25 protein-coding genes are annotated in these 24,578 nt (G+C 43.4%); 22 read left to right on the forward strand and 3 right to left on the reverse strand.

Going from position 1 to position 24,578, the window contains the following annotated elements:
• The first annotated feature begins 131 nt into the window (after positions 1 to 131).
• Positions 132 to 614: a hypothetical protein gene (locus E0E36_RS23100; RefSeq protein WP_130857921.1), complete on the forward strand. Its 483-nt coding sequence runs from the start codon at positions 132 to 134 to the stop codon at positions 612 to 614.
• 4 nt (positions 615 to 618) lie between these two features.
• On the opposite strand, the gene E0E36_RS23105 is transcribed toward E0E36_RS23100, so the two are convergent.
• Together E0E36_RS23105 and dinB are read right to left on the reverse strand one after the other, a co-directional pair.
• Positions 619 to 3,561 (reverse strand): DNA polymerase III subunit alpha, encoded by a 2,943-nt coding sequence (locus tag E0E36_RS23105; protein WP_130857922.1) that lies wholly within the window; start codon positions 3,559 to 3,561, stop codon positions 619 to 621.
• A gap of 4 nt (positions 3,562 to 3,565) precedes the next feature.
• The gene (gene dinB / locus E0E36_RS23110; RefSeq protein ID WP_130857923.1) at positions 3,566 to 4,726 is read right to left on the reverse strand and encodes a DNA polymerase IV; all 1,161 of its coding nucleotides are present in this window, start codon (positions 4,724 to 4,726) and stop codon (positions 3,566 to 3,568) included.
• A gap of 296 nt (positions 4,727 to 5,022) precedes the next feature.
• On the opposite strand from dinB, the gene E0E36_RS28235 reads away from it, so the two are divergent.
• The 5 genes from E0E36_RS28235 (at position 5,023) to E0E36_RS23130 (ending at position 9,446) form a co-directional block, all read left to right on the forward strand.
• On the forward strand, positions 5,023 to 5,154 hold the full coding sequence (locus E0E36_RS28235) for a hypothetical protein (protein ID WP_278045575.1): 132 nt from the start codon (positions 5,023 to 5,025) through the stop codon (positions 5,152 to 5,154).
• A 67-nt stretch (positions 5,155 to 5,221) separates the two neighbouring features.
• Positions 5,222 to 6,337: a lysophospholipid acyltransferase family protein gene (locus E0E36_RS23115; protein WP_165447055.1), complete on the forward strand. Its 1,116-nt coding sequence runs from the start codon at positions 5,222 to 5,224 to the stop codon at positions 6,335 to 6,337.
• Positions 6,338 to 6,347: 10 nt separating this feature from the next.
• On the forward strand, positions 6,348 to 7,505 hold the full coding sequence (locus tag E0E36_RS23120) for a sensor histidine kinase (protein ID WP_130857925.1): 1,158 nt from the start codon (positions 6,348 to 6,350) through the stop codon (positions 7,503 to 7,505).
• Positions 7,506 to 7,526: 21 nt separating this feature from the next.
• On the forward strand, positions 7,527 to 8,234 hold the full coding sequence (locus E0E36_RS23125) for a LytR/AlgR family response regulator transcription factor (protein WP_130857926.1): 708 nt from the start codon (positions 7,527 to 7,529) through the stop codon (positions 8,232 to 8,234).
• An 18-nt stretch (positions 8,235 to 8,252) separates the two neighbouring features.
• Positions 8,253 to 9,446, forward strand: a complete 1,194-nt coding sequence (locus E0E36_RS23130; protein ID WP_130857927.1) for a hypothetical protein — start codon at positions 8,253 to 8,255, stop codon at positions 9,444 to 9,446.
• On the opposite strand, the gene E0E36_RS23135 is transcribed toward E0E36_RS23130, so the two are convergent.
• Positions 9,447 to 9,692, reverse strand: coding sequence for a hypothetical protein (locus E0E36_RS23135; RefSeq protein WP_130857928.1), 246 nt, complete (start codon positions 9,690 to 9,692; stop codon positions 9,447 to 9,449).
• Between the two features lie 116 nt (positions 9,693 to 9,808).
• Here E0E36_RS23135 and E0E36_RS23140 point away from each other — a divergent pair, with 116 nt between their 5' ends.
• From E0E36_RS23140 to E0E36_RS23215, 16 genes are all read left to right on the forward strand, one after another.
• The gene (locus E0E36_RS23140) at positions 9,809 to 10,060 is read left to right on the forward strand and encodes a helix-turn-helix domain-containing protein (protein WP_130857929.1); all 252 of its coding nucleotides are present in this window, start codon (positions 9,809 to 9,811) and stop codon (positions 10,058 to 10,060) included.
• A 147-nt stretch (positions 10,061 to 10,207) separates the two neighbouring features.
• On the forward strand, positions 10,208 to 11,068 hold the full coding sequence (locus E0E36_RS23145) for an RteC domain-containing protein (RefSeq protein ID WP_130857930.1): 861 nt from the start codon (positions 10,208 to 10,210) through the stop codon (positions 11,066 to 11,068).
• Between the two features lie 437 nt (positions 11,069 to 11,505).
• Positions 11,506 to 12,411 carry an SDR family NAD(P)-dependent oxidoreductase gene (locus E0E36_RS23150; protein WP_207303799.1) on the forward strand — a complete coding sequence of 302 codons (906 nt, stop codon included), beginning with the start codon at positions 11,506 to 11,508 and terminating at the stop codon, positions 12,409 to 12,411.
• Positions 12,412 to 12,427: 16 nt separating this feature from the next.
• The gene (locus E0E36_RS23155) at positions 12,428 to 13,270 is read left to right on the forward strand and encodes a helix-turn-helix domain-containing protein (RefSeq protein ID WP_130857931.1); all 843 of its coding nucleotides are present in this window, start codon (positions 12,428 to 12,430) and stop codon (positions 13,268 to 13,270) included.
• Positions 13,271 to 13,527: 257 nt separating this feature from the next.
• Positions 13,528 to 14,049: a hypothetical protein gene (locus E0E36_RS23160; RefSeq protein ID WP_130857932.1), complete on the forward strand. Its 522-nt coding sequence runs from the start codon at positions 13,528 to 13,530 to the stop codon at positions 14,047 to 14,049.
• Positions 14,050 to 14,078: 29 nt separating this feature from the next.
• Positions 14,079 to 14,414: a DUF4134 domain-containing protein gene (locus E0E36_RS23165; RefSeq protein ID WP_130857933.1), complete on the forward strand. Its 336-nt coding sequence runs from the start codon at positions 14,079 to 14,081 to the stop codon at positions 14,412 to 14,414.
• Positions 14,415 to 14,426: 12 nt separating this feature from the next.
• Entirely contained in the window at positions 14,427 to 14,753 is a 327-nt protein-coding gene (locus E0E36_RS23170; RefSeq protein ID WP_130857934.1) for a DUF4133 domain-containing protein, read from the forward strand.
• 17 nt (positions 14,754 to 14,770) lie between these two features.
• Complete coding sequence (locus E0E36_RS23175; RefSeq protein ID WP_130857935.1) at positions 14,771 to 17,227, forward strand: TraG family conjugative transposon ATPase; 2,457 nt, start codon at positions 14,771 to 14,773, stop codon at positions 17,225 to 17,227.
• A 52-nt stretch (positions 17,228 to 17,279) separates the two neighbouring features.
• Complete coding sequence (locus E0E36_RS23180; RefSeq protein WP_130857936.1) at positions 17,280 to 17,963, forward strand: conjugal transfer protein TraI; 684 nt, start codon at positions 17,280 to 17,282, stop codon at positions 17,961 to 17,963.
• Positions 17,956 to 18,642 (forward strand): hypothetical protein, encoded by a 687-nt coding sequence (locus tag E0E36_RS23185; RefSeq protein ID WP_130857937.1) that lies wholly within the window; start codon positions 17,956 to 17,958, stop codon positions 18,640 to 18,642. Before E0E36_RS23180 ends, E0E36_RS23185 begins: the two co-directional genes overlap by 8 nt.
• Complete coding sequence (locus E0E36_RS23190; protein ID WP_130857938.1) at positions 18,626 to 19,279, forward strand: TerB family tellurite resistance protein; 654 nt, start codon at positions 18,626 to 18,628, stop codon at positions 19,277 to 19,279. Before E0E36_RS23185 ends, E0E36_RS23190 begins: the two co-directional genes overlap by 17 nt.
• Complete coding sequence (traJ, locus tag E0E36_RS23195; protein WP_130857939.1) at positions 19,276 to 20,502, forward strand: conjugative transposon protein TraJ; 1,227 nt, start codon at positions 19,276 to 19,278, stop codon at positions 20,500 to 20,502. The genes E0E36_RS23190 and traJ overlap by 4 nt, the downstream gene beginning before the upstream one ends.
• A gap of 20 nt (positions 20,503 to 20,522) precedes the next feature.
• Positions 20,523 to 21,134: a conjugative transposon protein TraK gene (gene traK / locus E0E36_RS23200; protein WP_130857940.1), complete on the forward strand. Its 612-nt coding sequence runs from the start codon at positions 20,523 to 20,525 to the stop codon at positions 21,132 to 21,134.
• Between the two features lie 247 nt (positions 21,135 to 21,381).
• A complete protein-coding gene (traM, locus tag E0E36_RS23205; RefSeq protein ID WP_130857941.1) occupies positions 21,382 to 22,452 on the forward strand; it encodes a conjugative transposon protein TraM in 1,071 nt (356 codons plus the stop codon).
• 11 nt (positions 22,453 to 22,463) lie between these two features.
• On the forward strand, positions 22,464 to 23,510 hold the full coding sequence (locus E0E36_RS23210) for a hypothetical protein (protein WP_130857942.1): 1,047 nt from the start codon (positions 22,464 to 22,466) through the stop codon (positions 23,508 to 23,510).
• 30 nt (positions 23,511 to 23,540) lie between these two features.
• Positions 23,541 to 24,539, forward strand: a complete 999-nt coding sequence (locus E0E36_RS23215) for a hypothetical protein (protein WP_130857943.1) — start codon at positions 23,541 to 23,543, stop codon at positions 24,537 to 24,539.
• Positions 24,540 to 24,578: the final 39 nt, after the last annotated feature.

A 24,578-nucleotide genomic window follows, 5' to 3' on the forward strand; every position in this document is an offset into this window, starting at 1 on the left:
TTTCTAAATATCATATTTTATGTGTAGGTGAGCATATTTTTAAGACCAGTTGGAACCTGTTTTGATAAAATTCGGATTTTTTGTATTGTTGTAACCGAAAATCTGATGAATTAAATCCTAAATCTGAGATAATGCCTGAAAGTATAATTGTTTTTCTCTTTTTTTTGCCCTGTATGGTTTTTGGTGTCCTTGTATCATGGTTTGGAATACACTGGTATCGTGGAGGCACAAAAGGATTGGAGACAATTTTTGGAGAAGAATTGCTCCGTGGAAGGAATGGGAAAAATTCTTGGGAAAAATTCTTCTGTTCGGTTATTGCCGCACTTCCTTTTATTTTTCTGATAACCGACCTTTCCATTTTTAAGGTACTGGAAATCTCCCATGCAACTACAGAGCTATTGATCGAGATTTTATTTGTACCAATTTTTCTGTTTACAATTTTCTTTGGGGCCAACATTACCGATGGAGCATTTGAAAAGAAACTGGAACCAGAAGATCGTAAACGTCTTTCACGCATCTTTTTTTTGCAGGCTTATAGTTTCGGAGTTCATCTCCTTATGTTTTATGTTTTTGTTGATCCTGAATTAAAAGCCCTCGAGCATTTCGCCTTTTGATGTTTTATGCCGTCACGGGATTATCCCTTATAGGCAGCTTGGCAAACCTTGTCACCTCGACGCTCGGAAATCCGAAATCAGCCACTATCTTTCCCTCGATCAGATAGCAGCCTTTCCCCCGGAATGGATATACAGGCGTATTGTTGGGAAAATGGGTGGTGTCAAAAAAATTGCCTTCCTCGTCCAGAAACGTGCCGAACCACATCTTTTTGTTGTTTTTGGTATGCACCGTTTTCTCGCATACATAATTCCCTACCATTTTAACGATCCTGCCTTCATGCCTGCCCAGGTCAGCGGCCATAATGTCGCCCCTGTATGTTGTTTTTAGCAGGTCGAACATGGAAAGGCTTAAAGGGTATCCTAAAAGTTCCAGTTCCTGATAAGCGTTTTCCAACGGATCATCTGCGAGTTCGGGCATCTGATAAGTTTTAACAGGCAAGGAAAAGAGTTCCGAACCATTGCATGGTTTTGTCGAATGTCCAAGATAATCGTGTACGTCCCATAACAATGCCTTTTTTGTTTTTCCCGTAAAACGTAGGGCCCCCAAGCGGATCAGCAGAATACACTGTTCCAAAGTGATGCCGGTTCTGCGGATAAAATCTTCCAGACTCCTATACGGGCCGTTCTGTTTCCGTTCGTTGGGAATAAGCTGGATATAGATGTCCTGCAACCCCTGAACACCGATCAGGCCAAGATAAACATCCCTGCCTTTGATGCCGACTTTTTCTTCACTGTGGTTTACGCAGGGAAGATGGACTATTGCCTCTGTCTTTTTCAGTTCATGTACATATAGCCACCTCTGGTAGAACCCACCGTAATTGTTCAGCACGGCAACCATGAACTCCATTGGATAAAAAGATTTCAGGAAAAGGCTCTGGTAGCTTTCCACTGCATAACTCGCAGAATGCGCCTTACTAAAGCTGTAACCCGCAAAACTGCTCACCTGCCGCCAAACCTCTTTGGTAATATCTTCATCCCTTCCTATTTTCCCTGCTTCAAGAAAGAATTTTTCCACCAACTTGTCAAACTCTACTTTCGAGCGGTATTTACCGCTCATGGCACGCCTTAACACATCCGCATCGGCCATGTCCAGCCCCGCATAATGATGGCAGACCTTGATCACGTCTTCCTGATAGACCATTACACCATAAGTTTCCCTTAACTGCTCCTGCATGACCGGATGCAGGTATTCCACTTTCTCCGGATGATGGAAATAATAGATGTAGTTTTTCATCATGCCCGAAGAGGCGACCCCCGGACGGATAATGGAACTTGCTGCCACCAAAGTCAGGTAATCGGAACAGCAGAGTTTTTTGAGCAGTTGCCGCATGGCAGGGCTTTCGATATAAAAACAGCCGATGGTATCCCCCGATTTTAACTGTTGGTTCACCTTTCCGTTGACCAGGAATGAACGCACATCATGGATGTCCACCTTTTCCTTTTTGTTTTGCAGGATCAGGTTTACCGCTTCTTTGATATGGCCGATCCCCCGTTGGGAAAGGATGTCCAGTTTGTCCAGTCCGATGGCTTCGGCCTCGTACATATCCCATTGTACGGTCGGCATACCTTTGGGCGGAAGATCCAATGCGGTGTAATAGGTTATGGGTTCTTCCGATATGAGTACGCCCCCTGCATGGATACTCCGCTGGTTAGGCATATCCTTCATATACGTATAGATTGCCATAAGCTTATTAAAAACAGCATTATCCCTGTTCTGCGTATCCTGCGTGTTGTCGGTAAAGCTGTCTATCTCCGACTTGGCAAGTCCAAGCACTTTTCCTATTTCACGGATGATGGAACGGTCCCCGAAAGTACTCATGGTTCCGAGAAGTGCCGTATGGTTCTTTCCGTAACGCTTAAAAATATAATCCTGTACGTCTTCCCGTTCGTCCCATGAATAATCGATGTCAAAATCCGGAGGGCTGCTTCTTTTGGGATTGAGAAAACGCTCAAAGTACAGGTCGAGCCGGATGGGATCAACGTCTGTAATACGGAGGCAATAGGCCACAGTACTGTTTGCCCCACTGCCACGGCCAACATGGTAATAGCCCCTGCTGGTGGAATAACGGATCATATCGTAGACGATCAGGAACGTAGCGGCGAAATCCAGATCATCGATGACCTTGAGTTCATCCATAATCTTTTTTATCACCTTCTTATCACTGGCCCTGTAGCGATGCGCCATACCGTTCCATGTCAGTTTATGAAGCAGGGCCATATCGTCATGTTTGCTTCCCGTAAAGGTTTTTTTGTTCAGTTTTCCGAACACATAACCATCGGTACTGCAATCCGACAGCAAGGCTTTGGTATTGGCAATGATATACGGGTGGTGATGGAACATTTTCCCGATGGCCGACGGAGATACAAAATGTTCATCAGGCAGGCATTTGTCACTGTTTTCTACCTTGCTCAGTAAGGTGTTCAGGTCAATGGCCCTTAGATATTCGTGCAGGCGGTACTGTACCTTGTCCGCTACGGTCGCAGGATGCAGGATCACCAGACTTTCTTTGATGCCTGACAGGTCTTTCCGTACAAGTTTTTGCAGTTCCGAATGACGGATGCCTATCCGTTCATAGTCGGCAAGCTGCTTTGGCGCGTTGGAAAAGGTATATACAATATAAACATTCTTAAATACAGGCGCTCTTTCCGGTAATGCGGTTCCGTTCAGGTTATGTTCGGTAAGAAACTCGTTCAGTTCCCGCATGCCCTCTTTGTTTTTTGCAATGCCGATGTACAATAACCTATTGTCCTTTCGGTATTCCATGCCGATGATGGGACGTATCCCGCTCTTTCTACAGAGCCTGATAAAAGCCATGCAGCCCGATGAATTATTAATATCGGTCAGCACCATTTCTGTAATGCCCAGTTTAACGGATGTTTCCACGATGTCTTCCAATGACATCGTGCCATAACGCAGGCTGTAATATGAATGGACATTGAGAAACATAACCTTAGTAATCTGTATCCAGGATCTGGGCAACCTTAATGGCATCCACGCCATAACGGTTGCGTATCTTGTCCATCTGCTGGTAAAGGTTATAAAGCTTTTCCCTGTTGCTGTAAAGTTCGATCTGCTCAAAACCACCGACAAGATGGGATAATTTTACGCCCACCAGGCGCAGGAGCATCCGGCGATCGTACAGTGCATCGAACAGTTCCCTTGCTTTTTGGATCAGCACACTGTCCAAAGAGGTATAAGGGATTCTTGCCTGTTTGCTTACCGTCTGAAAATCGGTATAACGAACGGTTACGGTTATACAGGCCGTTAACTTTTTCTTCTGCCGGAGTTCAAAGGCAAGATGATTGACCATTGCCAGCAGCAGGTTTTTAATGGAAGGGACATCCATTGTGTCGGCATCAAAGGTAGATTGTGTGCCAATGGATTTCTGTTCCCTATAGGGGACTATAGGAGTATTGTCAATTCCGTGCGCCTTTTGCCAAAGGGAGATACCGTTTTTACCTAAAATCTTCACCATCCTTTCCTGTGGCACTTCTGTTAATTTTCCGATCTGCCGGATGCCCATTTCCGAAAGTTTGACGAAAGTGGATTCGCCAAGTCCGGGAATCTTTTTGATGGACAATGGATTTAAAAAAGGCCGTACAACCTTTTTTCCTACCTGTTTTTCACCGTTGGGCTTACATTCATTGGTAGCCATTTTACTTACTGTCTTATTAACGGAAAGACCAAAAGAAATCGGCAGGTGCGTTTCCCTTATGATCCTTTCCCTTAACTCATGGGCAAACTTCATGCAGCCAAAAAAACGTTCCATCCCGCTCATGTCGATGTAGTGCTCGTCAATGCTTGCCTTTTCAAGCAACGGTACCCTTTCTATGAGGATGTCAGTGATTTCATGGCTTGCCTTGCTATATTCATCCATACTTCCCCTAATGAATACGTCATGGGGACAAAGCTGTCTGGCCATGCGGGAGGGCATGGCCGAATGCACCCCGAACTTCCTTGCCTCATAACTGCAACTCGAAACCACACCACGGTCGGACGTACCCCCGATGATGACAGGAAGGCCCTTTAATTTGGGGTTTTTCCTTACTTCAACGGCCACAAAGAAAGCATCCTGATCCATGTGGATGATGCTGCGCTCTCCTTCTACCATACCTTAAACACATTAGATTAGAATACAAATTTAAGCTAAGAATTTTAGTAAAAACAAGAAATTACTAAAATATTTAACAAAATCCCTTTTAAAAGCACTGCTAAGCCCTAAAAAACATTCACGTTTCCAAACGCTACTTTCACGTGGCGAAAACCGCCTTTCAAGTCAGTTTAGTTTTTTTTAGGCAGGTATCCACCGAAATTGGAAACAACGTTTAAAATCCTAGTGGCCACAGGTAGGGGGAAACCGAAAACCCTGATCAGAGTAGGTTATCGTTCATTTTAACAATAAAGATCATGAAACCGATTTTTAAAGCGAAATCAAGAATACGCAAGATACTGGGTAAGCCTATTGGCCTGATGGCAATGGAAGCACTTTTATTGGCTGCCACAATGGATGACAAGTGTATACCTTACGAAGGATTTTAGCAAAGGAGAAAATTCCGATTTCTTTTATCTGCCCGGTAGTGAGCTACCGGGCCTAATTCCAAAATATATGAACACAGCTGATCTTACAGAAGGTCTGGAGAAAGGGTTTTTCTTTCTGAACACCCCGTTATGGTTCAAGTACCAGATGGTAAGCGCAAGTTTCAGGAACTTTTTGCCTGAACTGGATTATAGGCAGCATCGCCGCCTGTTTGATCTTTTAATGCGGAACCAGCAGCTTGCCCACCAGGAACAGAAGCCAAGCGCCCTAAAAGGTGAGGTAATGTTAAACTTTTCCGGAAAATATACACTGGAAGATCTAAGGGAACGACCAGGAATAATAGCCACGTTCCATAGCGGCTCTTTCCGCCTGATAGGCCATTTGTTTGTGAAAGAGAAAGTCCCATTTTCCCTGTTGGTCGCGGGCGACGGGCTTGAGAAGGAAGATCAAATGGTCAGTGAGCAATACGGAAAGGAGAATCTTAAAAGCTTCGGCTTCGACCTGATCAATGCAAATAGGGAGAATGCGCTGCTGAAAATGTGCCGTGAACTAAGGGCCGGAAAAAACATACTGGTTTACCTTGACGGAAATACAGGCGCAAATGGACATTCCGAAAACCGGAACCTGATCCTTTTAAGGTTCCTCTATCAACGGATCAGGGTACGGGCAGGTGCCGCCTATGCAGCTTATTTAACTGAAGCCCCGATCTATCCGGTAATTTCAACAAGACGCTGGAAATACCGGCCCCGCCTTGATTTTTTTCCACCTGTCATACCCGATAGATCAACCGATCGGGCAACTTTCGTAGAGATGGCACTGAAACGGCTGTACGGATATCTTGAAGATACCGTAAAAGAAAAACCGTGGCAATGGAACGGATGGCTGCATTTGCACAGACATGCCGAAATAATCAATCCGGTACCGGAACAGATAAGAATAAAATCCATGCCCAAAGGGACAAAGGGAAGATATGTTATGTTCAATGAAAGGGATTATGCCATTTTTAGTACAGATGACCTTTATTTTCTGCTCCGTAAAAAGGATTATGCCTGTTTTGAAATAAAAAATTGGAGATACCATCATATTTATAACGTGTATATGGGAAATTCACGCTTAACAGTTCCGATGGCCCGGCGCAACAATATGGAAGATCTTCTGGATAACGGTGTTTTAATTGAGAAATAAAGGTAATACTATGGGAAGTTTAGTATATTTGTGTGAAAAAAGTCTTTTTCGTTGTGAGAAATGGCTTAGCTCGTTAATAATAGAGGAAGAACCATCAAGTCCCCGGTGTATGGTCACTTTTTTGCGAAAACATCCAGCTATTCTTCATCTGTTAATATGGGTAGTATATATCCATATCACCTACGTGTATAACGGCCCCAAGATATCAAATGTTGTGTATATCCATATTATCGGGCTTTGCGTACTTTATGCAGGTACGTTTTACTCAAATTTCTTTCTCTTCCGGTTTCTGAGAGAAAAAAAGTGTAACTGGTGGCAGACCATAGGCTCAGTGATCCTGTTGTTCATGCTGGTTGCCTATACGGTTTATTATATTGTATATTTTGTTTTTCCATTCTTTGGTATCAAACTGTATTATGAAGGTGTACCTTTTAATATCTGGCTGTATCTGCGTAATGTCTCATCCATGTATATCAAATATACCAGCTATGCACTGGTTTACTATTTTGTCATGAGGGTGTTTCAGGAAGTGCAGTTCAGGAGGAGAATGGAACTTACGCACTTTGAGACAGAAAGAGAAAAATTCCTGTATGAACAGGCTTTTTTAAGGGCCCAGATAAATCCCCATTTTTTGCATAATACACTGAATTTTATCTATACACAGGCGCTTAGCTTTTCTGAATCTCTTGCCAAAATTATCTACCAGCTCTCGCTGATGATGCGTTATTCAGTAGACAGCGCTTCGGAGGGCAGCCAATTGGTGCCACTGCATAAGGAACTGGAATACTTGGAGATATACCTGAAAATCAATAATGCCCGTTTTGGAAAGGGAAAACATATAAGTTATAAGTTCGAAGGAGATCCTTACCTGCACCACATCCCGCCCCTTTTATTTATCACACTGGTCGAGAACGGTTATAAACACGGGGATCTTTCCGATCCCACTAGGCCCATGCAGATCAGGATCGTGTCAGACCGTGATAAAATCTATTTCTACAGTTCAAACAAAAGAAGGACTGAAGCGGCAGTGAACAGTTCCGGCAGCCAGATAGGTTTAAAGAACCTGAAAAGAAGGCTCATAGGAGCCTTCGGAGAGGAAAAGGTCAAGCTTACACATACCATAAAGGATGAATTTTACACCGTAGAGCTATTGGTCGATCTTTCTTAGCTCGAAATATTCAGAGACAATATGATCAACTGCATCGCCATAGATGATGAACCTGCCGCTTTGGGACAGATAGCCCGTTACCTTCAAAAAATACCGGATGTACGGTTGATAGGATCGACTACCAGACCAAAAGATGGACTGAAGATGGCGCAGGAAATGTCGGTCGATGCCCTTTTTCTTGATATGGAAATGGACGAAATGACCGGCACCGAGGTGATGCGCAGGCTTGACCCTACGATAAAGGTAGTGGTGTGTACCGCTTATTCAGAATATTCCATCCAGAGCTTCGAACTGGACGCAGTGGATTATCTGCTGAAGCCTGTAGAATTTGACCGTTTTGCAAAGGCGGTGGAACGCTTAAAAGAGCGGATCTTAAAGAAAACTTTAGCACTTCCGGTCGTTAAAAATGATTACATCTTCGTCAAGTTTATGCAGAGGGGAAGCCTGAAGAAAATCGATTTCTCCGACATCATCTATGTGGAGGCAAGGGACCACGATGTGGTCTTTCACAAGCACAATGAATTTGTGATTGCCTACATGGGCATGAACGAAGTGGAATCGAAACTTAGGCCATCAGATGGTTTTCTCCGGATCAACCGTTCCTATATCGTTTCCGTAAAAATGATCGACATGATAAGCGAAGGTATGGTCAAACTTAAAAGCAAAAAAGAACTTCCTTTAGGTGGAAAATATAAAGAGTATGTCCTGAATATTTTAGACCCACGTTAAATTAAATCCCTGCCTGAAATGTATGCCAGATCAAACGAAATTGTTTGGCCCGACGATCTATTGGGCCTGATTGACTCCTTTTTGTCTTTAGGGAGAGAAGATTTCGTCTCGCTGAAACAAAAGGTTAAAAGGAATTTTTTGGATCTGGAAGACGTTATTTATGAAATGGCGCTCCGGGATCCTTTGAGCAAATGCACGCTGGTAAGTAAATACCAGGTCAATGTTACCGAACTGTTAGAGACAGTATGGTCGGGTCTTCAAAAAGAAAAAAAGTCAAGGGATCTGAAAGATACGGGCAATTACAGGGTAGCAGTTTATTACTATACACTCAACAGGGGCATCATCTTTTTGGAAAGGCTGTACCAATTTTATCCCGATCAATTTCAGGATGCACGGCCTCTTTGCTCCTTCATCCCTTTCCTTAGGCAGAAGACTTACTTAAACCGGTTTTTCCTGTTGATGGAAACCTTAAAGGAAAACCGTGTTGACAGGCTCCTGATCATTACTTTGGAAAATTATTTCTTAGGCTTTCTGGACAGTACGGTCATAAGCTATTTCAAATGGCAGCATTGGTTCTATGCTTTCCGTCTGGTAAGTGAGCTTCCGGCACGGCTCATCCATCTAAAGCATTCACAACGTTACGAACAGGAATTGATTGAACAGCTTGTTACCCATAATTTCAATTTCAGTCCTTTCTATCATTTCCTTACGGGCAAAATGCAAAAATCTATCGATGGCCTTGAAGAAGATGCAGGAAAAGAGGACCAGTGGATCAGTTATCTTAATATGTTCAGCGCCATCCCTATGATGAGGAAACTTGCAGCGGACAGCGACATACCATCCATCAAACATGAAATCATAAAATACATCAAAATAAAAAAAAGAGAATATTCCAAAATACGCAAATTATGGTTCAGGTTTCCTTTGGGGGTAATTGATCCGAAAACGGGACGGTATCATTTCAAAGTTGCCTTTACTGTCCCTCAGCTCCTTTTCTTTTTCCGTGTCCTGATGGAAACAGAAATGCTTTTTGTGCAGACAAAGAAAAAACTTTTCCACTTTATCAATGATTTTATCGGAACGGATAAAGCGGGTATTATCTCGCTCCGGAGCCTGCACAGCAAAAACACCCTTCCTTCCCAAAAAACCATCAATAAGGTAAGGGAATGCCTCTTGGAAATAATAGACTATATTAATTCCAAATACCAATAATCACGGTTTAAGCCGGTACAACAGCCCCTCTTTTTTTAAGCAACAGAGCAACTCCTCAAACCACAGGTCTGTTATTTTAGGATGGGCGGCAATTATTTCCGATCCGGCATTGAATAAATCGGCCATAGTATGCCATCCGGCTTTGCCACATACCTGTATAAATCCCTTACTTAACGGCAGCGATTTAAGCGGCATCTGTTCCCATTCCAGCTTTTCGGATATTTCAACCTGAAACATTTTATCCATAACCACAAAATTAAAGAATAAATTGTCACTTATTAGTGGTATCCTTTTAGATGTATTAAATAAGTGGTATCTTTTTAGAGGTAATATCGTTCTCAATTTATGTTTTATTTTGTTGCATGTCGCAAAAAAAACAAGAAACAGAACCTGTTAATGATCCGTTTTTTAAGGAGGTGGGAGAACGCCTAAAAGCACTCAGGATAAAGGCAGGATATTCCAATTATGAAAAATTTGCAATCGAACATGATATAGCCCGTTCCCAGTACTTGCGTTACGAAAAAGGAGAAAACTTTAATATGAAGACCTTTGTAAAGATTCTACGCGCCCTAAAAGTACAGCCTAGGGACTTTTTTGCCGATATCGACATTTAACACCCGTTTATTAATTTTTTGCATATCTGATTGCTTTTAAAGCAATAAAATCCCTGGATTAACCTACTAAATCCCAATTTGCCACCTTTGCCACTTTATTTCATCCGAAAATTTTAAGGTCTTTGTGAAGAACCAAAAGTTTTGCGTATGAAAACGATACTAGATTATTCCGACATGCTTTTTCGGGAACTTTCGGATGAAATGGCAATCACCGAACAGGAAGAATTGACTGCAAGGCAGGAAACCGCAAAGAAATTGCTGATTGCCCGTTCTTATCTCCAAAAATTAAAGGAGCATATAGTAGGGAATGCATTTGAAAACCAGCAGGAGGAAATCACCTTTTTTAAGTACAAAAAGCCACTCTTTGTCAGTCAGGTACTTTACTTTGCCGAAAGGCAAAGAATAAACCTTATCAGGCCGGAAGGGACTGCCGAACAGCTTAACAGGTATTACCGTTATCTGCTCGAAGGGATTGAAAAATTTTACACAGACAACCGTGAACTTTACAGTTATTACCGATCCGGTTACGGCCATCTTGACCATCTGTTGTTCCTGCGTTCTGTTCCAGAACCACCTTCATGGCTCTGTGCGGTTGACAGGGCGGATTATGACGAACGTTTTTCCGTACCTGCCGATAACCTGATTGGAAAAATCATCTGCAATGAATATCTGGTTAGATATCTCGGCCAGCTTTTGGAAGGAAAAACGGAAGAGGTAGGCGTATCTGCTTCCCCTGAAATGACATGGACAGGAGAAAGCATCAACCTGCTTGAAACAGCTTATGGATGGTACTGTACAGGCCAGATAAACAATGGTCAGGCCGGAATAGGCGAAATTGTCCGCAAGCTGGAAACCGTATTCAATGTGAAGATCGGGCGCCCTTACAGAAGGTTCGCCGAGATCAAACAGCGCAAACGCTTAAGCCGAACTAAGTTTATAGATGATATGGGAAAAGCCATCGTCCAAAAATTGGATGATGAGGACGCCTACAGACCTGAACGGCGATAAACATGGAGGTAAAACATCGTTCTCGTATTATATAACAAGTCCGTCAATGATCCTCACGGACTTGTTTAAAACCCAAAACAGATTTTTAATCCGTAGTATTTAAGGTAGATACCCCTAAGATTAATCGCTCTCCCAATCCAAAGGAATTTCTTGCCCTCACCTTTATGGAGCCTGAAGTTGGCGTACCGGATTCTGTGATGTTGGTAATAAAATTAGTCGCGCTGCCTCTACAAATTTCGAGCTTATTCGTGACCAAAATGTGCGATCAATTTATGGGTAGATGTAATTATTTATTGAGCCGTTAAAGGCGAAATCATGAATTTTCTTACATAACTTAGTGATCTTGAGCTATACACATAAATAATTTGAGCTTTACAAGCAAATAAATACCATGTATATGAGATAAATTTGCTTTCATAGTTAAACAACAATAAAATATGAAAGTAATCGTAATGACAGGGGCCACTTCCGGTATTGGAGCTGAAGCATTGAAGCATCTAGTAGACCAGGCGGACACATTAATCCTTATCGGAGTGCGTGTTAAAAATCGCACGCTGCCTAAAGGAACCGAAATATTGCCGCTTGACCTAGCTTCTTTAAAGAGCGTCCGCCAGTTTGCAGACGACGTAAAAAAAAGAATTGGTGTTATACCGATTGATGTTTTAATCCTGAATGCAGGTGCCAATTTTGGCAACAACACAACGCCGAACATTGACGGCTTCGAACCTACATTTGGCACTAACCATCTTTCACATTATTTGTTGGCAAGGTTGCTGTGGGAAAACATGTCTAAACATAGTGAACTGATTTTTACAACGAGTGATACACACGACCCGGCACTGTTTCCATTCGGACCGAAAACCCTTGACGTGAATGCCCTTGCTTATCCTAAAAACCCGAAAGACTCCAAGGGAATGAAGGCGTATGCAGCTTCCAAACTTTGTAATTTATTGACGGCAAAATATTTTGCAGAATCTGATTTAATTGCAAAAAAAGGCATCCGGACAATTGCCTATAACCCGGGTGCGACTTCTGGAACTGCATTGGGGGGGAATCAGCCTGCGGTTGCAAAGTTTATGATGAAGGTTGTTTTTCCGCCCATCATGCGTTTTATCGGCCTATTTAAATCACAATTTTATGTGGGCAGTGTGAAACGGGCAGGCGAAGCACTTGCGGAATTGGCTTTAGGTAAAGTAGTGGTTCCGAAGGGAAAATTTTATGCTTCGCTTGTCAAAGGGAAAATTATGTTTCCTAATCCGTCCAAATTAGCACAAACAACAGACGCAAAAGAAACACTTTGGAATGAAAGCGCCGGAATGGTGGGATTGCCGGTTGACATATAATGAGTATTTTTAAAGAATGAAAACTGTGGAATATATCGAAACGGGAAATCTGGTATTCTCTGTACATACAGAAAAAAAGCGGGAGAAGGACGGCTTCCTTGCTGATACCATTCTGACATTTCAATTATCGGGACAGTTGTTTTTGGAAACCGCTTCCGAAAAAATTGTCACCTGTGCTGACGACATAGTATTGATAAGAAAAAATCAAATGGTAAAGGTTGTAAAATCCCCGTTCGAAGGCGATAACTATAAAACCGTCACCATCGTTTTCAAGGAAGAAGTGCTAAGAAATTTTGCCTTAAAACATTCCATCGAAATCAATCAGAAATACCGAGGGAAACTCAATGTGTTTATTCCGCAAAACGATTTATTAAAAGGCTTTCTTACATCTATTTTACCTTATGGCGATAAGCCACAAACACTTATTACCATAACTCTGGCGCAATTAAAAGTAGAAGAAGCAATTGAATTATTGTTGCAGGCAATGCCAGGACTTGAATATATCCTTTTCGATTTTTCCGAACCGTATAAGATGGATTTGGAAAAATTTATGTTGCTGAACTACCGGTTCAATGTTCCGGTTGAGAGATTTGCGCAGCTAACCGGCAGAAGTCTTGCCGGATTCAAACGGGATTTTCAAACAACGTTCGGGATACCGCCACGAAAATGGCTACAACACAAACGTTTATCCGAAGCGCATTATCTGTTGGAAAGCCATCACAAAAAACCATCTGATATTTATCTGGAATTGGGCTTTGAAAGTTTATCACATTTTACCAACGCTTTCAAAGTGAGATATGGAATGACACCGACACAGATTAAAATGACAACCAAAACAGCAGCCGTTAATCGGAGTTGACATCAACATCAGTACCCAGATTATGTAACGGCTCTTAAAATTGCTACATCCAATACCGGATGTTGAGTAAAGGCCGATGTGAGGTTAATTATTAAGATTTTCAATAACAAATAACAATAAGATTGATCGACACCGTTGACTTATTGGTACTTATTTTTGGGTACTCCCCAATAGGTTGTCAAACATCCGCCTTAAGTCTTTGAAACTTTGCTTCCATAAAGGCCGTACAATGGGGTGCGGCCCTAAAGCAAAGTTTTATGTTACAGCACATCTCATGGCAACAATTCCTTCTTGCTGCCACATTGCTCACCTTTTTATGGTATATTGGTGTGATCCTGCTCCTCTACAGGAAAGAGCTTAAAAACTTCCTAACCGGAAAAAAATCAAAGACCGAAGAACGAAAACCGGAAGAGAGCAGAAAAGAAACCGAAAGTTTACCTGTCCAAAGCGAAGAAGACACGCTGATGGGAACCCCCCGTTTACCGGAGGGATTAAACCTGATGGAAATGGACAAACTCTCCTTTGCCCCAAAGAAAGCCCAGCAAAAAGAGAAAATGCTTGGCGCGCTTCCCGATCTGCTGGAAGAGATGAAACAGCTTTTCCAGATCGTAAAGGACGAAGAAGGGACTAAAGCGGATTTCCTTGTCCTGCTCGATGGATTTAAGCCCCGGCTATCAGAGATCCGTACAGAGGGAAATGAGCAGGCGATCCGTGAATTTCTCTTGGAACATATCCCTTTTGAACTTTCAAAAAAAGAACTGGACAGTCTTTGGGTTTAACCGTTTTGCACCATCTAAAATCTTTTGTTATGAACATCAACAGAAAAAAACACGCATTGGCCAAATTGTTCTTGGCATTATACACCTTCTTTACCTATCAGTTTCTTACCACCTTATCCCTTTTCGCACAGGACGGAGAAGCAGGCATACAGTCGGCTACAGATAAAGTAAAAGGCTATTTTGATTCCGGCACCGATCTGATGTATGCTATTGGGGCCATCATGGGGGTGGTCGGGGCGATCAAAGTTTTTAATAAATGGAACAATGGGGAACCCGATACCGGAAAAGTTGCTGCAAGCTGGTTTGGAAGCTGTGTTTTTCTGGTTGTGGTGGCAACGGTACTGAAATCATTTTTTGGTGTCTGAATGGAGGTGGTTATGGGCAGTGTATATCCTATCAATAAAGGGGTTTCCCAACCTATTGTATTCAAAGGACTAAGGGCGCAATATATTATTTACCTCGCCATTGGTCTGGTTGCCCTCTTGATATTATTTGCCATACTGTATGTCCTCGGCATCAGTTTAATAATCATTCTCCCGTTGATCATCCTGCTCGTTGGGGCACATTTTTCCCTTATCTCTTATTTGAGCCACCGTTTCGGAACGCACGGGCTGATGAAGTACATGGCAAAAAGAAGGCTTCCCCGTTCTATCCGCTTCCGGTCACGCAGGATGTTCACTTCCCTTAAATATCCCGGACATTAACCTTAAAAAACAAAAATATGATAGCCGAAGCGACCAATATATTTCCCATTTATAAGGTGGAGCGTGACTGTATCCTAAGTAAACAGGGAGATATCACAGTGGCCTATGAACTTGTACTTCCCGAAATATTTACACTTTCGGACAGAGACTACACCGCCTATCACCAGACTTTTGTGAAAGCGGTCAGGGTCTTGCAGAACCACACTGTTCTGCATAAGCAAGATTGGTTTTTACAGGACAGTTATAAGGCGGATTACGAAGGAAAAGAAGGCTTTCTTGCACGTTCCAGTGAACATTTCTTCAACGAACGGCCCTTTATGTCCCACTCCTGTTATCTCTTCCTCACCAAAAAACCAGATGGCCGCAGACCGGCAACATCTGCCTATACAAACCTGCTTCGCAGTACCATTGTACCAATACAGACCATAAATGAAACCATTTTTAAGAATTTTATGGACAGTGCCGGACAGTTTGAACGGATCCTGCAAGACAGTGGCTTTATAAGTATTAAAAGACTTGGTACGGAGGAACTGGCAGGGACTGCTACAAAGGCAGGGATCATTGAACGTTACTGTTTTCTGCTATCCGGAAATGAAGCCCCGCTTATCAGGGACATCAATCTTGAAAACGGACTGGAGATTGGCGGTAAATACGCAAGTCTTTACACGCTTAGTGATACTGAAAACCTTCCAGCTTTATGCGGTAGCCGTATAAATTATGATAAATATTCAACAGACCGAACCAAGTTCAGTATAGGTTTTGCAAGTCCGTTGGGCCAGCTTCTCGACTGTGACCATATCTATAACCAATACATCCTGATTGGTGATGCCCAACAGACCATTAAAGAACTGGAGGCAAAAAAACTCCGGTTGCAGTCCCTTTCCAATTACAGCCGGGAAAACGCTGTAGCGATGGGTGCGGTAAATGATTTTCTTAACGAAGCTGTTTCCGAGCAGCGGCTTCCGCTAAAAGCGCATTTCAATGTCCTTGCATGGTCGGACAGGAAAGAAGACCGTGAACTGAAAAACAAGGTTATTTCTTCCTTTGCCCAGATGGACTGCACGGCCAAGCAGGAAACGGATGGAATGGCGCAGATATGGTACGCCGGAATGCCCGGTGCGGGTGCGGATTTTCCCGTTAATGATACCTTTGATACGTTCTGCGAGCAGGCTGTATGTTTTTTCAATCTGGAAACAAACTACCGCGACAGCATTAGCCCATTCGGCATCCGGCTAGGTGACCGCCTTACAGGCCGTCCCGTATTTTCGGACATAAGTGATGAGCCACAACGCAGGGGATGGATTGCCAACCGCTCGAAATTCATCTGCGGGCCCAGTGGCAGCGGAAAATCTTTTTTCACCAACCATCTGGTAAGGAGCTACTACGAACAGGGCGCCCACATCATGATCGTAGATATCGGCCACAGTTATAAAGGATTATGTGATCTGGTCGGTGGCTATTATTTTACCTATAAAGAAGAAGATCCGATCCGGTTCAATCCTTTCTATCTCCCTGAAGGTGGCCGTCCGGATACCGAAAAGAAGGAGAGCATTAAAACCCTGCTCCTTACTTTATGGAAAAAGGAAAGTGAACCTTACAGGCGTTCAGAGTATGTTGCCATATCCAATGCATTGACACTGTATTACGATTATCTGGCCAATAATACCGACATCTTTCCCTGTTTCGACTCTTTTTATGAGTTTCTGCTTTCCGAATATACAGAGGTACTGAAACAGACGCAGGTAAAGGAGAAAGATTTTGATCTGGGAAGTTTCCTTTATGTACTGAATCCTTACTATAAAGGGGGTGAATTTGACTATCTCCTGAACGCGCATGAGAACCTCGATATATTAAACCAACGGTTCATAGTGCTAGAACTGGACAATTTGAAGGAGCATCCCGTCCTCTTTGGTGTGGTCACGCTTACGATTATGGAAATGATCGTTTCCAAAATGCGGAAGATCCCGCATATCCGTAAAGTGGTACTGGTGGAGGAAGCATGGAAAGCGATCGCTAAGGAAAACATGGCCGAGCATATCCGGTATCTCTGGAAGACCATGCGAAAGTTCTATGGCGAGCCAATTGTGGTTACACAGGAAGTCGAGGATGTGATTTCTTCACCGATTGTCAAGAACGCGATTATCAACAATAGTGATACCAAGATCCTGCTTGACCAATCCAAATACCAGAACAGATTTGACGACATACAGGACCTGCTTGGCCTCAACGACAAAGAAAAGGCTTTGGTTCTAAGCCTGAACAGGGCCAATGATCCAAAAAGGAAATACAAGGAAGTCTTTATCAGTCTGGGAGGGCACAGCAAGGTTTACCGTACAGAAGTGTCACTTAGGGAATACCTAACCTACACTACGGAAGCCAGTGAAAAAGCCAAAGTCCAGGAATACGCCATGCGCTACGGCAGCATGCAGAAAGGAATTGACATGCTTGCAAAGGAAATGGAAGGCACAGGATAATCCGGCACAAACCTTAAAACACAGTGACATGATAAACAAAATTAAAAGTCTTATGAAAAAGTACATGATCATGCTGCCCATCAGTGCGGCTACCCTCTTTGTTGGGGTGCCAAAGGGAGCCAGCGCACAGATCGCCATTGCGGAAGTGATCCGCACGGGTGTCAAAAGGGTAATCAAGGCAGTAGACCTCAAGATACAGCGTTTGCAGAACGAGACGATCTGGTTACAGAATGCCCAAAAGACCATCGAAAACCAGCTTTCGAAACTGAAACTTGCTGAAATAGCAGGCTGGACGGAAAAGCAAAAGGAACTTTACAGCAAATATTATCAGGAGCTTTGGGAGATCAAATCTGCCATTACCTACTATAAACGCCTTAAAGACCTTACTGCAAAACAGGTGGAACTGATAACCGAATATAAATGGGCGTGGAACCTTTTCGGTCGGGACAAACATTTCACTCCCGAAGAACTCGACACCATGCAGAAAGTTTATGCGGGGATCTTGGACGCAAGTGTCAAGAATACGGATGAACTGCTTCTGGTCGTAAACAGTTTTAAGACACAGATGTCAGATGCCGCGCGGTTGGAGATTATTGCAACTACGGCAGACAAGATCGACCAGAACCTTGCAGACCTGAAAAAGTTCAACAGTGAAAATATCAAACTAAGTGTCCAACGGGCAACCTCATTGGACGAAACAGTTTCCCTCAAAGAAATTTATGGAATTGATGAATAACGTAAACCGCAAGGCAGACAGGATCAGGAGGCGGGCGGGACGTCTTCTTGGCTTTGCTGTATTAACGGCAGTTGCTTCGGCTACCGTTACACAAACCCATGCGCAGACCTTCGGGGAGTTCTTTAGCCAGAAAAAAACGCAGAAAAAATACCTGCTCAATCAGATCGCAGCGCTACAGGTATATCTTGGTTACGTCAAAAGCGGTATTAACATAGCAAGCGCCGGCCTTGAAACCATTAAGGGATTTACAAAAGGTGAATTTAACCTGCACAGTGCTTTTATCGGCTCCCTCAAGATAGCCAGCCCGTTTATCCGGAACAATGCTAAAGTAGCGGAAACCATTGCCATGCAACTCTTGATCCATAAAATGCTCAACGGGATCAACGGAAACGGTATTCTTTCATCCGATCAGCAGAGCTATATCGGCAAAGTAAGGGATAATGTTCTTGATGGCTGTAACAGGGATCTGGAAGAGTTGCTGCTTGTAATCACATCGGGAAAAGTCGAAATGACAGAAGACGAAAGGCTCAACCGACTGAACAGGGTATATGATTCTATGCGTGACAGGTCTGCCTTTGTCAAATATTTTACGGGCGAGGTGTCCGCTTTGCGGGATCAGAAAAATGCTGAACTAAAATCCACTAACCAAATCAGGAATATTTATGAAACAGATCATTAAAAAGCTCATCCTACTGATGGCCTGCATCCCGTTGCTGATATCGCCCTTTCGTGGTGCGGCCCAATCCACGGAAATCCAGCAACTGATCCTGAACGCTGAAAAACTTAGCCAGTTCAAAAGTATCCTCAATCAGATGAAGGCCGGTTATGACATTATCAGTTACGGCTATAATGCGATAAAGGACATTTCCGAAGGAAACTTCTCGCTTCATTCCGTCTTCATTGGCGGGCTGATGATCGTCAGTCCCGAAGTAAAGAAATATGGCCGTATTGCCGATATCGTTTCAGCACAGGTCAAGATCAATGCTGAATACCGTTCGGCACTGTCCCGCTTCCAAAGTTCGGGGATATTCAATCCCGGTGAGCTAAAATATATGGGCAGGGTGTATGGAAAATTGCTGGATCAGGCGAAAGATAATCTGGACGACCTGCTTATGGTCATAACCGATGCCCAGTTAAGGATGAGTGATGAAGAACGCCTTGCCCAGATCGATCGTATATATGCCGATATGCAGGACAAAATTGTTTTTCTAAGGAAATTCAATGAATCGGGAAGTGTTCTTGCAGCGCAGCGGAACAGGGAATTAAAGGATATAATAGGTGTCGGACAATTTTTTAAGAAAGGGAATGACTTATGAAAACTATAATCGCTGCCTGCCTGTTGTCCGTTTTCGCCATGCTGGTGCCACAGGCCAGCCATGCGGACATTACCCAGACCCTAGGCGGTATGCAGCCTGTACTGGACAGCGTGCGCAACGAGATGCAGCCGCTAAGCGGAAAACTCATCGACGTTGGCCGTGCCATAGCGGGCTTTGGCGCCCTCATCTATATAGCCAGCCGTGTTTGGCGCCAACTTGCCGCCGCCGAGCCTATAGATTTTTATCCGTTGCTCCGGCCTTTCGGTCTTGGCCTAGCCATTATGTTCTTCCCTGCCGTGATCGATCTGATGAACGGGGTTTTGCAGCCGACCGTCTCTGCCACGGCTGGAATGGTTGAGGGAAGTAACAATGCCATTGAAGCACTTCTCAAGCAGAAAGAAGAAGCCGTAAAGAATTCAGACCTCTACAACATCTACGTTGGAGAAGATGGAAATGGAAATCGTTCCGAATGGTATAAGTATACACATCCCGAAGAATCCGGCAAAAGTAGTGAAGGTGGCTTATGGGAAGGTATCGGCAATGATATCAGGTTCTGGATGGACAAGCAGAGTTACAATTTCCGCAATTCCATCAAACAATGGATGAGCGAAGTGCTACAGGTCATTTTTGCCGCTGCTTCGCTCTGCATCAATACTATCCGTACATTCTACCTGATCGTACTGTCCATAATCGGCCCGATCGTGCTTGGCCTTTCGGTCATTGACGGTTTCCAGCAATCCCTTATCCAATGGATGGCAAGGTATATCAATGTCTTCCTTTGGCTGCCCGTTTCAAATATCTTCGGGAGTATCTTGGGCAAGATACAGGAGAACATGCTCAAGATAGACATCAGTCAGATCGGGCAGTCCGGTGATACATTTTTCAGTACCTATGATACCGCTTATCTCATCTTTATGCTAATTGGGATTTGCGGCTATTTTACCGTCCCGAATGTAGCGAATTATATTGTACAGGCAGGTGGGGCCAATGCCCTGTTGCAAAAGGTAACAAGTATCGTATCTACTTCGACTATGGCAGCCGGAGGCGTAATGAGTGCCGGTGCCGGAAGAGCCGCTCAGGGAGCTTCCAACATTCTACAGGCGGGAAAACATTTCAACGAAGGTTATTCGGGAGAAAAGGAAGGTGCAGGCGGACATGGTGCCGTGGGCAGGGCTATGGGACATGCGGGCGGCTATCTTCATGACAGGCTTTCGGGCAACTAATTCAGATAAAACTTTAAATTATGTTCACACAGTTCAAAAATATCGACACAGCGTTCAGGCACATACGTCTGTTCAGTATCATGCTGATCATAGCCAACGTGCTGATAGGTTATTATTACGTTTACAAAAGTTATCAGTTCGTAAATGCGGCACAGGGGCGCATATATGTACTCTACAATGGGAAGGTTCTACAGGCTATGGCAACAGACAGGAAAAGCAATTTGCCTGTAGAACTTCGGGATCATATCAGTACTTTCCACCAATACTTCTTTAACCTGATACCGGATGATAAGGCTATTCAGGCCAGTATTTCCAAGGCCCTCTATCTGGCCGATCAGTCCGCCAAAAGACAGTATGACAACCTGAAAGAATCGGGGTATTACAATAACCTAATCAGCGCTAACATATCGGAGGAAATAGAAATTGACAGTACGGTCCTTGATATCGACAGTTATCCTTTTTCATTTGTCTGCTACGCAAGCCAAAAACTCACTCGTTCAACCAGTACGGCAACAAAACGGCTTGTTACCAAAGGTCAGATAAGAGACTTAAAAAAGCAGACAGATGACAATCCGCATGGATTTTTAATACAGAACTGGGAAATAATCGAGAACCAAAATCTTGTGCAATGAAGCTTTTCAGAAAACACAGGCAGGACAGGTTATCCGATTTAAACGATGAACAGGCATCCCGGATCGCATCAAAGATCGTTAACGGACAGAAACGTCTTGCCTCATTTCTTGAAAACAGGGTGAATCGGTTGCCCAAGTGGGTTTTGATGCTGGGCCTCGCCCTGTTCTGCGTGCTGATCGCTACTTACTGCATATCCCTGCTTTTGCGGGGGCTTAAATGATTTGTGAAACCAAATAAATTATCACTATGGAAAAATTGAAAGACACGAGAAAAGTTTTCCTTGTTATGCCACTTTTAGTGCTGCCCTTTTTGACGTTTGCTTTTTACGCAATGGGTGGCGGGAGAGGCGTTAAGGCCGAAGACGAACCCAAAGTGAAGGGTATAAACATGGAGTTGCCCAATGCCTCTTTTCAGAAAAAGAAAGAGCCAAAGGATAAAATGGGATTTTATCAGGCCGCTCCGGATACGGGAAACCAAAAAAACAGTATGGCCGATATGGTTGCCAAGATGGGCTTTTCCGTTCAGGAAGATCCCAAAGCTGCCGAAATTGATCAGAAATTAAAAGCTATCCAAGAAGAAATAAACAGGCCCGAAAAGGTACCGGAAAAAGAAACCGGTACAACAGCCACCAGACCAAACCCAGTAGAGCCGCAACATGAGGATATGGGCAGGGACATAGACCGTTTGGAAGCGTTGATGGAAACGATGAAAAAAGACAGTACGGACGATGAGGAAATGAAAGAACTGAACACCCTTTTGCAGACCATCATAGACATTCAGCACCCCCAACGGATAAAAGATAGGCTTCCGGAGAGTGAAAGAGAAGGAAACAGTGAACCAGACAGTACTTTTAAGGCTGTACCTGCCATCATTACCGACAAACAGAAAGTATCACAGGGGGCAACGGTCAGGCTTCAGTTACAGGACAGCACCGTGATCAATGGCCAACACCTGCCGAAAGGGTTCTACCTGTATGCCACCTGCCGGATTGCTAATCAGCGTGTATTGCTGAACATCCGCAACATCCGTTTTGGGACATCCATTGTGCCAGTTAATCTTAGTGTTTATGGCCTTGACGGGATGGAAGGGATCGACGCTCCACAGGCCGTTCTCACAGAAGCGGCCAATCTTGGTACGGGCAACTTCGTTTCGGGAATCGGTATGTATGGCCTTGATCAATCCATAGCTTCACAGGTAGCAGGTGCCGGAATGGAAGCTGCACGGAATGTGATCAGTAAAAAAGTCCGGAAAATCAAGGTTAAGCTAAAAGCCGGTGAACCGGTATTGTTAAAAAACAATGATCTAAAAAGCCGCTAACGGAAAGTACTATGAACAGGGCAGAACAGATATGGCGCAATTGGGAGGAAAAGCAGACTCGTCTGAACTTTAGCGGTTTGGGTGATGGCGCTGCCCGTGCCGTGTTAAAGAGTAAGTACGATCATTTAAGATATGGGTTATACAGACTTTCGTTAAACCCAAGCCCAGAAGAAAGGGCGTTTATTGGTATTGGAAATTCCATAACAAGGCGCATGCGCAGGCAACTGTATCCGGACAGGTTCATACGGTTATTGATCTCGTTGACAGAGCGTCTGTATGACAAACCGAAACATATCAGGGATTTTCAGAGAGAGAAAGAAAAAAGCCTGGAATATTTGAAATGGCAGTTTAGGGAAAAAGGATTATCCGCTTTATCGGGCAAACTTGGTCATCTCTTGGACACGGAAGAAGAAAAGTTCACATTACCGCTCACGGCCCAATTGAACGGAAAAGAAAGGATAGATCTGAACGTGGCCCTTATTGCCGAAAAGCCGGGAAAGATAGCAATTTCCCATTTGGAAATCTCTCTTATTGATGAACATGCTCAGGGACGCTTGAAATACACCATCGACAATGAAAGTAAGATATCCCTACATGATGCAGTAAAGCTTTTACACGGGCAGGCCATAAAAAAAACATTTGAAAATGAAGACGGCCAATATGTCCAAAGGTGGTTGCAGGCTGATCTTAATGGTAAAACTGAAAATCAGGACATAAAAATCATGGTATTCGATCCTGCTTTCGCATACGATTTAAAAGCAATATTGACCGACTTCTCAAGAAAATCAGGGATCGAAGGTTTATCGAGGGATATGGTAATCAATGAACTCGAAAAAGGCGGTACGGTAAAGTTTACCGCCAAAGATGGACAGGATTACCAGATGCAGGCTGATCCGAGGGAAGGCTCATTTCTGCTAAGGGACAGCAAAAATGTTCCATACAGTATAGAAAACTTCTTGGAGAACAATAAGGCCCAAAACGAATACGTGAACGAGCGTCAGTACGTGATCCACTTTCCGCAGACCGAACAGTACAGGAAACAATCAATGCACATTTAACCCAATCGTTAACATTAAAACTTAAAAATTATGAATCTGAACAATTTAGAAGATAGAAAAGAAGATGCAAAAAGCCTTGGCTTTAGTGAAAAGACCATCGCACAGATAGAAGAAAACATGCGTCTTGGCGTACCACAGTTTAAAGCGTATGATAGCATGCCCGCTACAGGAAAAGGACAGATTGATTATACCCTTAATTTCAAAAAGTCTGCCCAATCGGATTATTATTATTGGAACAGTTTTCAGGCAGTCCATAACAAAGTTGACCCATTGGAACCGGGACAAAAGTATATGGTCATTACCAAAGGAGAAGATGGCAAAAATATGGTCAAAAAACTGGACAATGTGAATGAAGCTATTGATCTGTTCAAAAAACAGAATGGGAACGCTGAACTTTCCATTGGAAAAGATCCTGCCCATAAAAATATGGTTGCCAATATGGAGAACGGAAAAGTAAATTTCGTTGCCAAAACTTTTCAGGCCGCCTATTACGCAAACCCGACCCCCCAAACGTTTTACATTGAAGAAGGCAGGGGTTTTAACAAAGAACAGGCCGGAAATATGGTGCAGAAACGGGCGGTTTTTCGTGACGACCTGTTAAACTCCAATGGAATTATCTACCAGGCATGGCTTATGCTAAATACCGATAAACCAAGAGATAGGAACGGGAATTATGAACTTAAAACATACCATGTTCCCAATTATGGATTTGATCTTAAAGAATCTTTGGATAAATATAACATCAAAGGACTTGAAGATCCGGAAAAAGCTGAAAAAGTCTATGCCAGCATAAAAAACGGAAACCGTGTATTGGTCACTGCCGAGAGAAAAGACGGTGAAACACTTTCTGTTTTTGTAGAAGCTGCTGTAAGGTGGGGGAAAATTAATTTCACATTGGAAAACGGAAAGCCGGAAAAACGGGAAGAATTTCTGAAACCAGAAATCCAAAAAAATGTCAGTCAATCCGGTCAAACGGTTCGGCAAACCGTGGAAAATAACCAGAATGAAGGCGTAGCTCTTGGCAGATAGGGGCTAATTCGTTTACTTTGACTCTGTTATAATAAACGG

It is taken from the genome of Olivibacter jilunii (genome assembly GCF_900607235.1).
Taxonomy (GTDB): Bacteria; Bacteroidota; Bacteroidia; order Sphingobacteriales; family Sphingobacteriaceae; genus Olivibacter; species Olivibacter oleidegradans.

What these genes read in the sequence shown, in the direction of transcription:
- E0E36_RS23125 (WP_130857926.1), top strand. Translation starts at nt 7,527, where the DNA reads ATGATCAACTGCATCGCCATAGATGATGAACCTGCCGCTTTGGGACAG.
- E0E36_RS23135 (WP_130857928.1), bottom strand. Translation starts at nt 9,692, where the DNA reads ATGGATAAAATGTTTCAGGTTGAAATATCCGAAAAGCTGGAATGGGAA.
- E0E36_RS23100 (WP_130857921.1), top strand. Translation starts at nt 132, where the DNA reads ATGCCTGAAAGTATAATTGTTTTTCTCTTTTTTTTGCCCTGTATGGTT.
- E0E36_RS23160 (WP_130857932.1), top strand. Translation starts at nt 13,528, where the DNA reads ATGTTACAGCACATCTCATGGCAACAATTCCTTCTTGCTGCCACATTG.
- E0E36_RS23120 (WP_130857925.1), top strand. Translation starts at nt 6,348, where the DNA reads ATGGGAAGTTTAGTATATTTGTGTGAAAAAAGTCTTTTTCGTTGTGAG.
- E0E36_RS23215 (WP_130857943.1), top strand. Translation starts at nt 23,541, where the DNA reads ATGAATCTGAACAATTTAGAAGATAGAAAAGAAGATGCAAAAAGCCTT.
- E0E36_RS23115 (WP_165447055.1), top strand. Translation starts at nt 5,222, where the DNA reads ATGAACACAGCTGATCTTACAGAAGGTCTGGAGAAAGGGTTTTTCTTT.
- traM (WP_130857941.1), top strand. Translation starts at nt 21,382, where the DNA reads ATGGAAAAATTGAAAGACACGAGAAAAGTTTTCCTTGTTATGCCACTT.
- E0E36_RS23190 (WP_130857938.1), top strand. Translation starts at nt 18,626, where the DNA reads ATGAAACAGATCATTAAAAAGCTCATCCTACTGATGGCCTGCATCCCG.
- E0E36_RS23140 (WP_130857929.1), top strand. Translation starts at nt 9,809, where the DNA reads ATGTCGCAAAAAAAACAAGAAACAGAACCTGTTAATGATCCGTTTTTT.
- traK (WP_130857940.1), top strand. Translation starts at nt 20,523, where the DNA reads ATGTTCACACAGTTCAAAAATATCGACACAGCGTTCAGGCACATACGT.
- E0E36_RS23210 (WP_130857942.1), top strand. Translation starts at nt 22,464, where the DNA reads ATGAACAGGGCAGAACAGATATGGCGCAATTGGGAGGAAAAGCAGACT.
- E0E36_RS23165 (WP_130857933.1), top strand. Translation starts at nt 14,079, where the DNA reads ATGAACATCAACAGAAAAAAACACGCATTGGCCAAATTGTTCTTGGCA.
- E0E36_RS23185 (WP_130857937.1), top strand. Translation starts at nt 17,956, where the DNA reads ATGAATAACGTAAACCGCAAGGCAGACAGGATCAGGAGGCGGGCGGGA.
- E0E36_RS23130 (WP_130857927.1), top strand. Translation starts at nt 8,253, where the DNA reads ATGTATGCCAGATCAAACGAAATTGTTTGGCCCGACGATCTATTGGGC.
- dinB (WP_130857923.1), bottom strand. Translation starts at nt 4,726, where the DNA reads ATGGTAGAAGGAGAGCGCAGCATCATCCACATGGATCAGGATGCTTTC.
- E0E36_RS23170 (WP_130857934.1), top strand. Translation starts at nt 14,427, where the DNA reads ATGGGCAGTGTATATCCTATCAATAAAGGGGTTTCCCAACCTATTGTA.
- E0E36_RS28235 (WP_278045575.1), top strand. Translation starts at nt 5,023, where the DNA reads ATGAAACCGATTTTTAAAGCGAAATCAAGAATACGCAAGATACTGGGT.
- traJ (WP_130857939.1), top strand. Translation starts at nt 19,276, where the DNA reads ATGAAAACTATAATCGCTGCCTGCCTGTTGTCCGTTTTCGCCATGCTG.
- E0E36_RS23155 (WP_130857931.1), top strand. Translation starts at nt 12,428, where the DNA reads ATGAAAACTGTGGAATATATCGAAACGGGAAATCTGGTATTCTCTGTA.
- E0E36_RS23175 (WP_130857935.1), top strand. Translation starts at nt 14,771, where the DNA reads ATGATAGCCGAAGCGACCAATATATTTCCCATTTATAAGGTGGAGCGT.
- E0E36_RS23150 (WP_207303799.1), top strand. Translation starts at nt 11,506, where the DNA reads ATGAAAGTAATCGTAATGACAGGGGCCACTTCCGGTATTGGAGCTGAA.
- E0E36_RS23145 (WP_130857930.1), top strand. Translation starts at nt 10,208, where the DNA reads ATGAAAACGATACTAGATTATTCCGACATGCTTTTTCGGGAACTTTCG.
- E0E36_RS23180 (WP_130857936.1), top strand. Translation starts at nt 17,280, where the DNA reads ATGAAAAAGTACATGATCATGCTGCCCATCAGTGCGGCTACCCTCTTT.
- E0E36_RS23105 (WP_130857922.1), bottom strand. Translation starts at nt 3,561, where the DNA reads ATGTTTCTCAATGTCCATTCATATTACAGCCTGCGTTATGGCACGATG.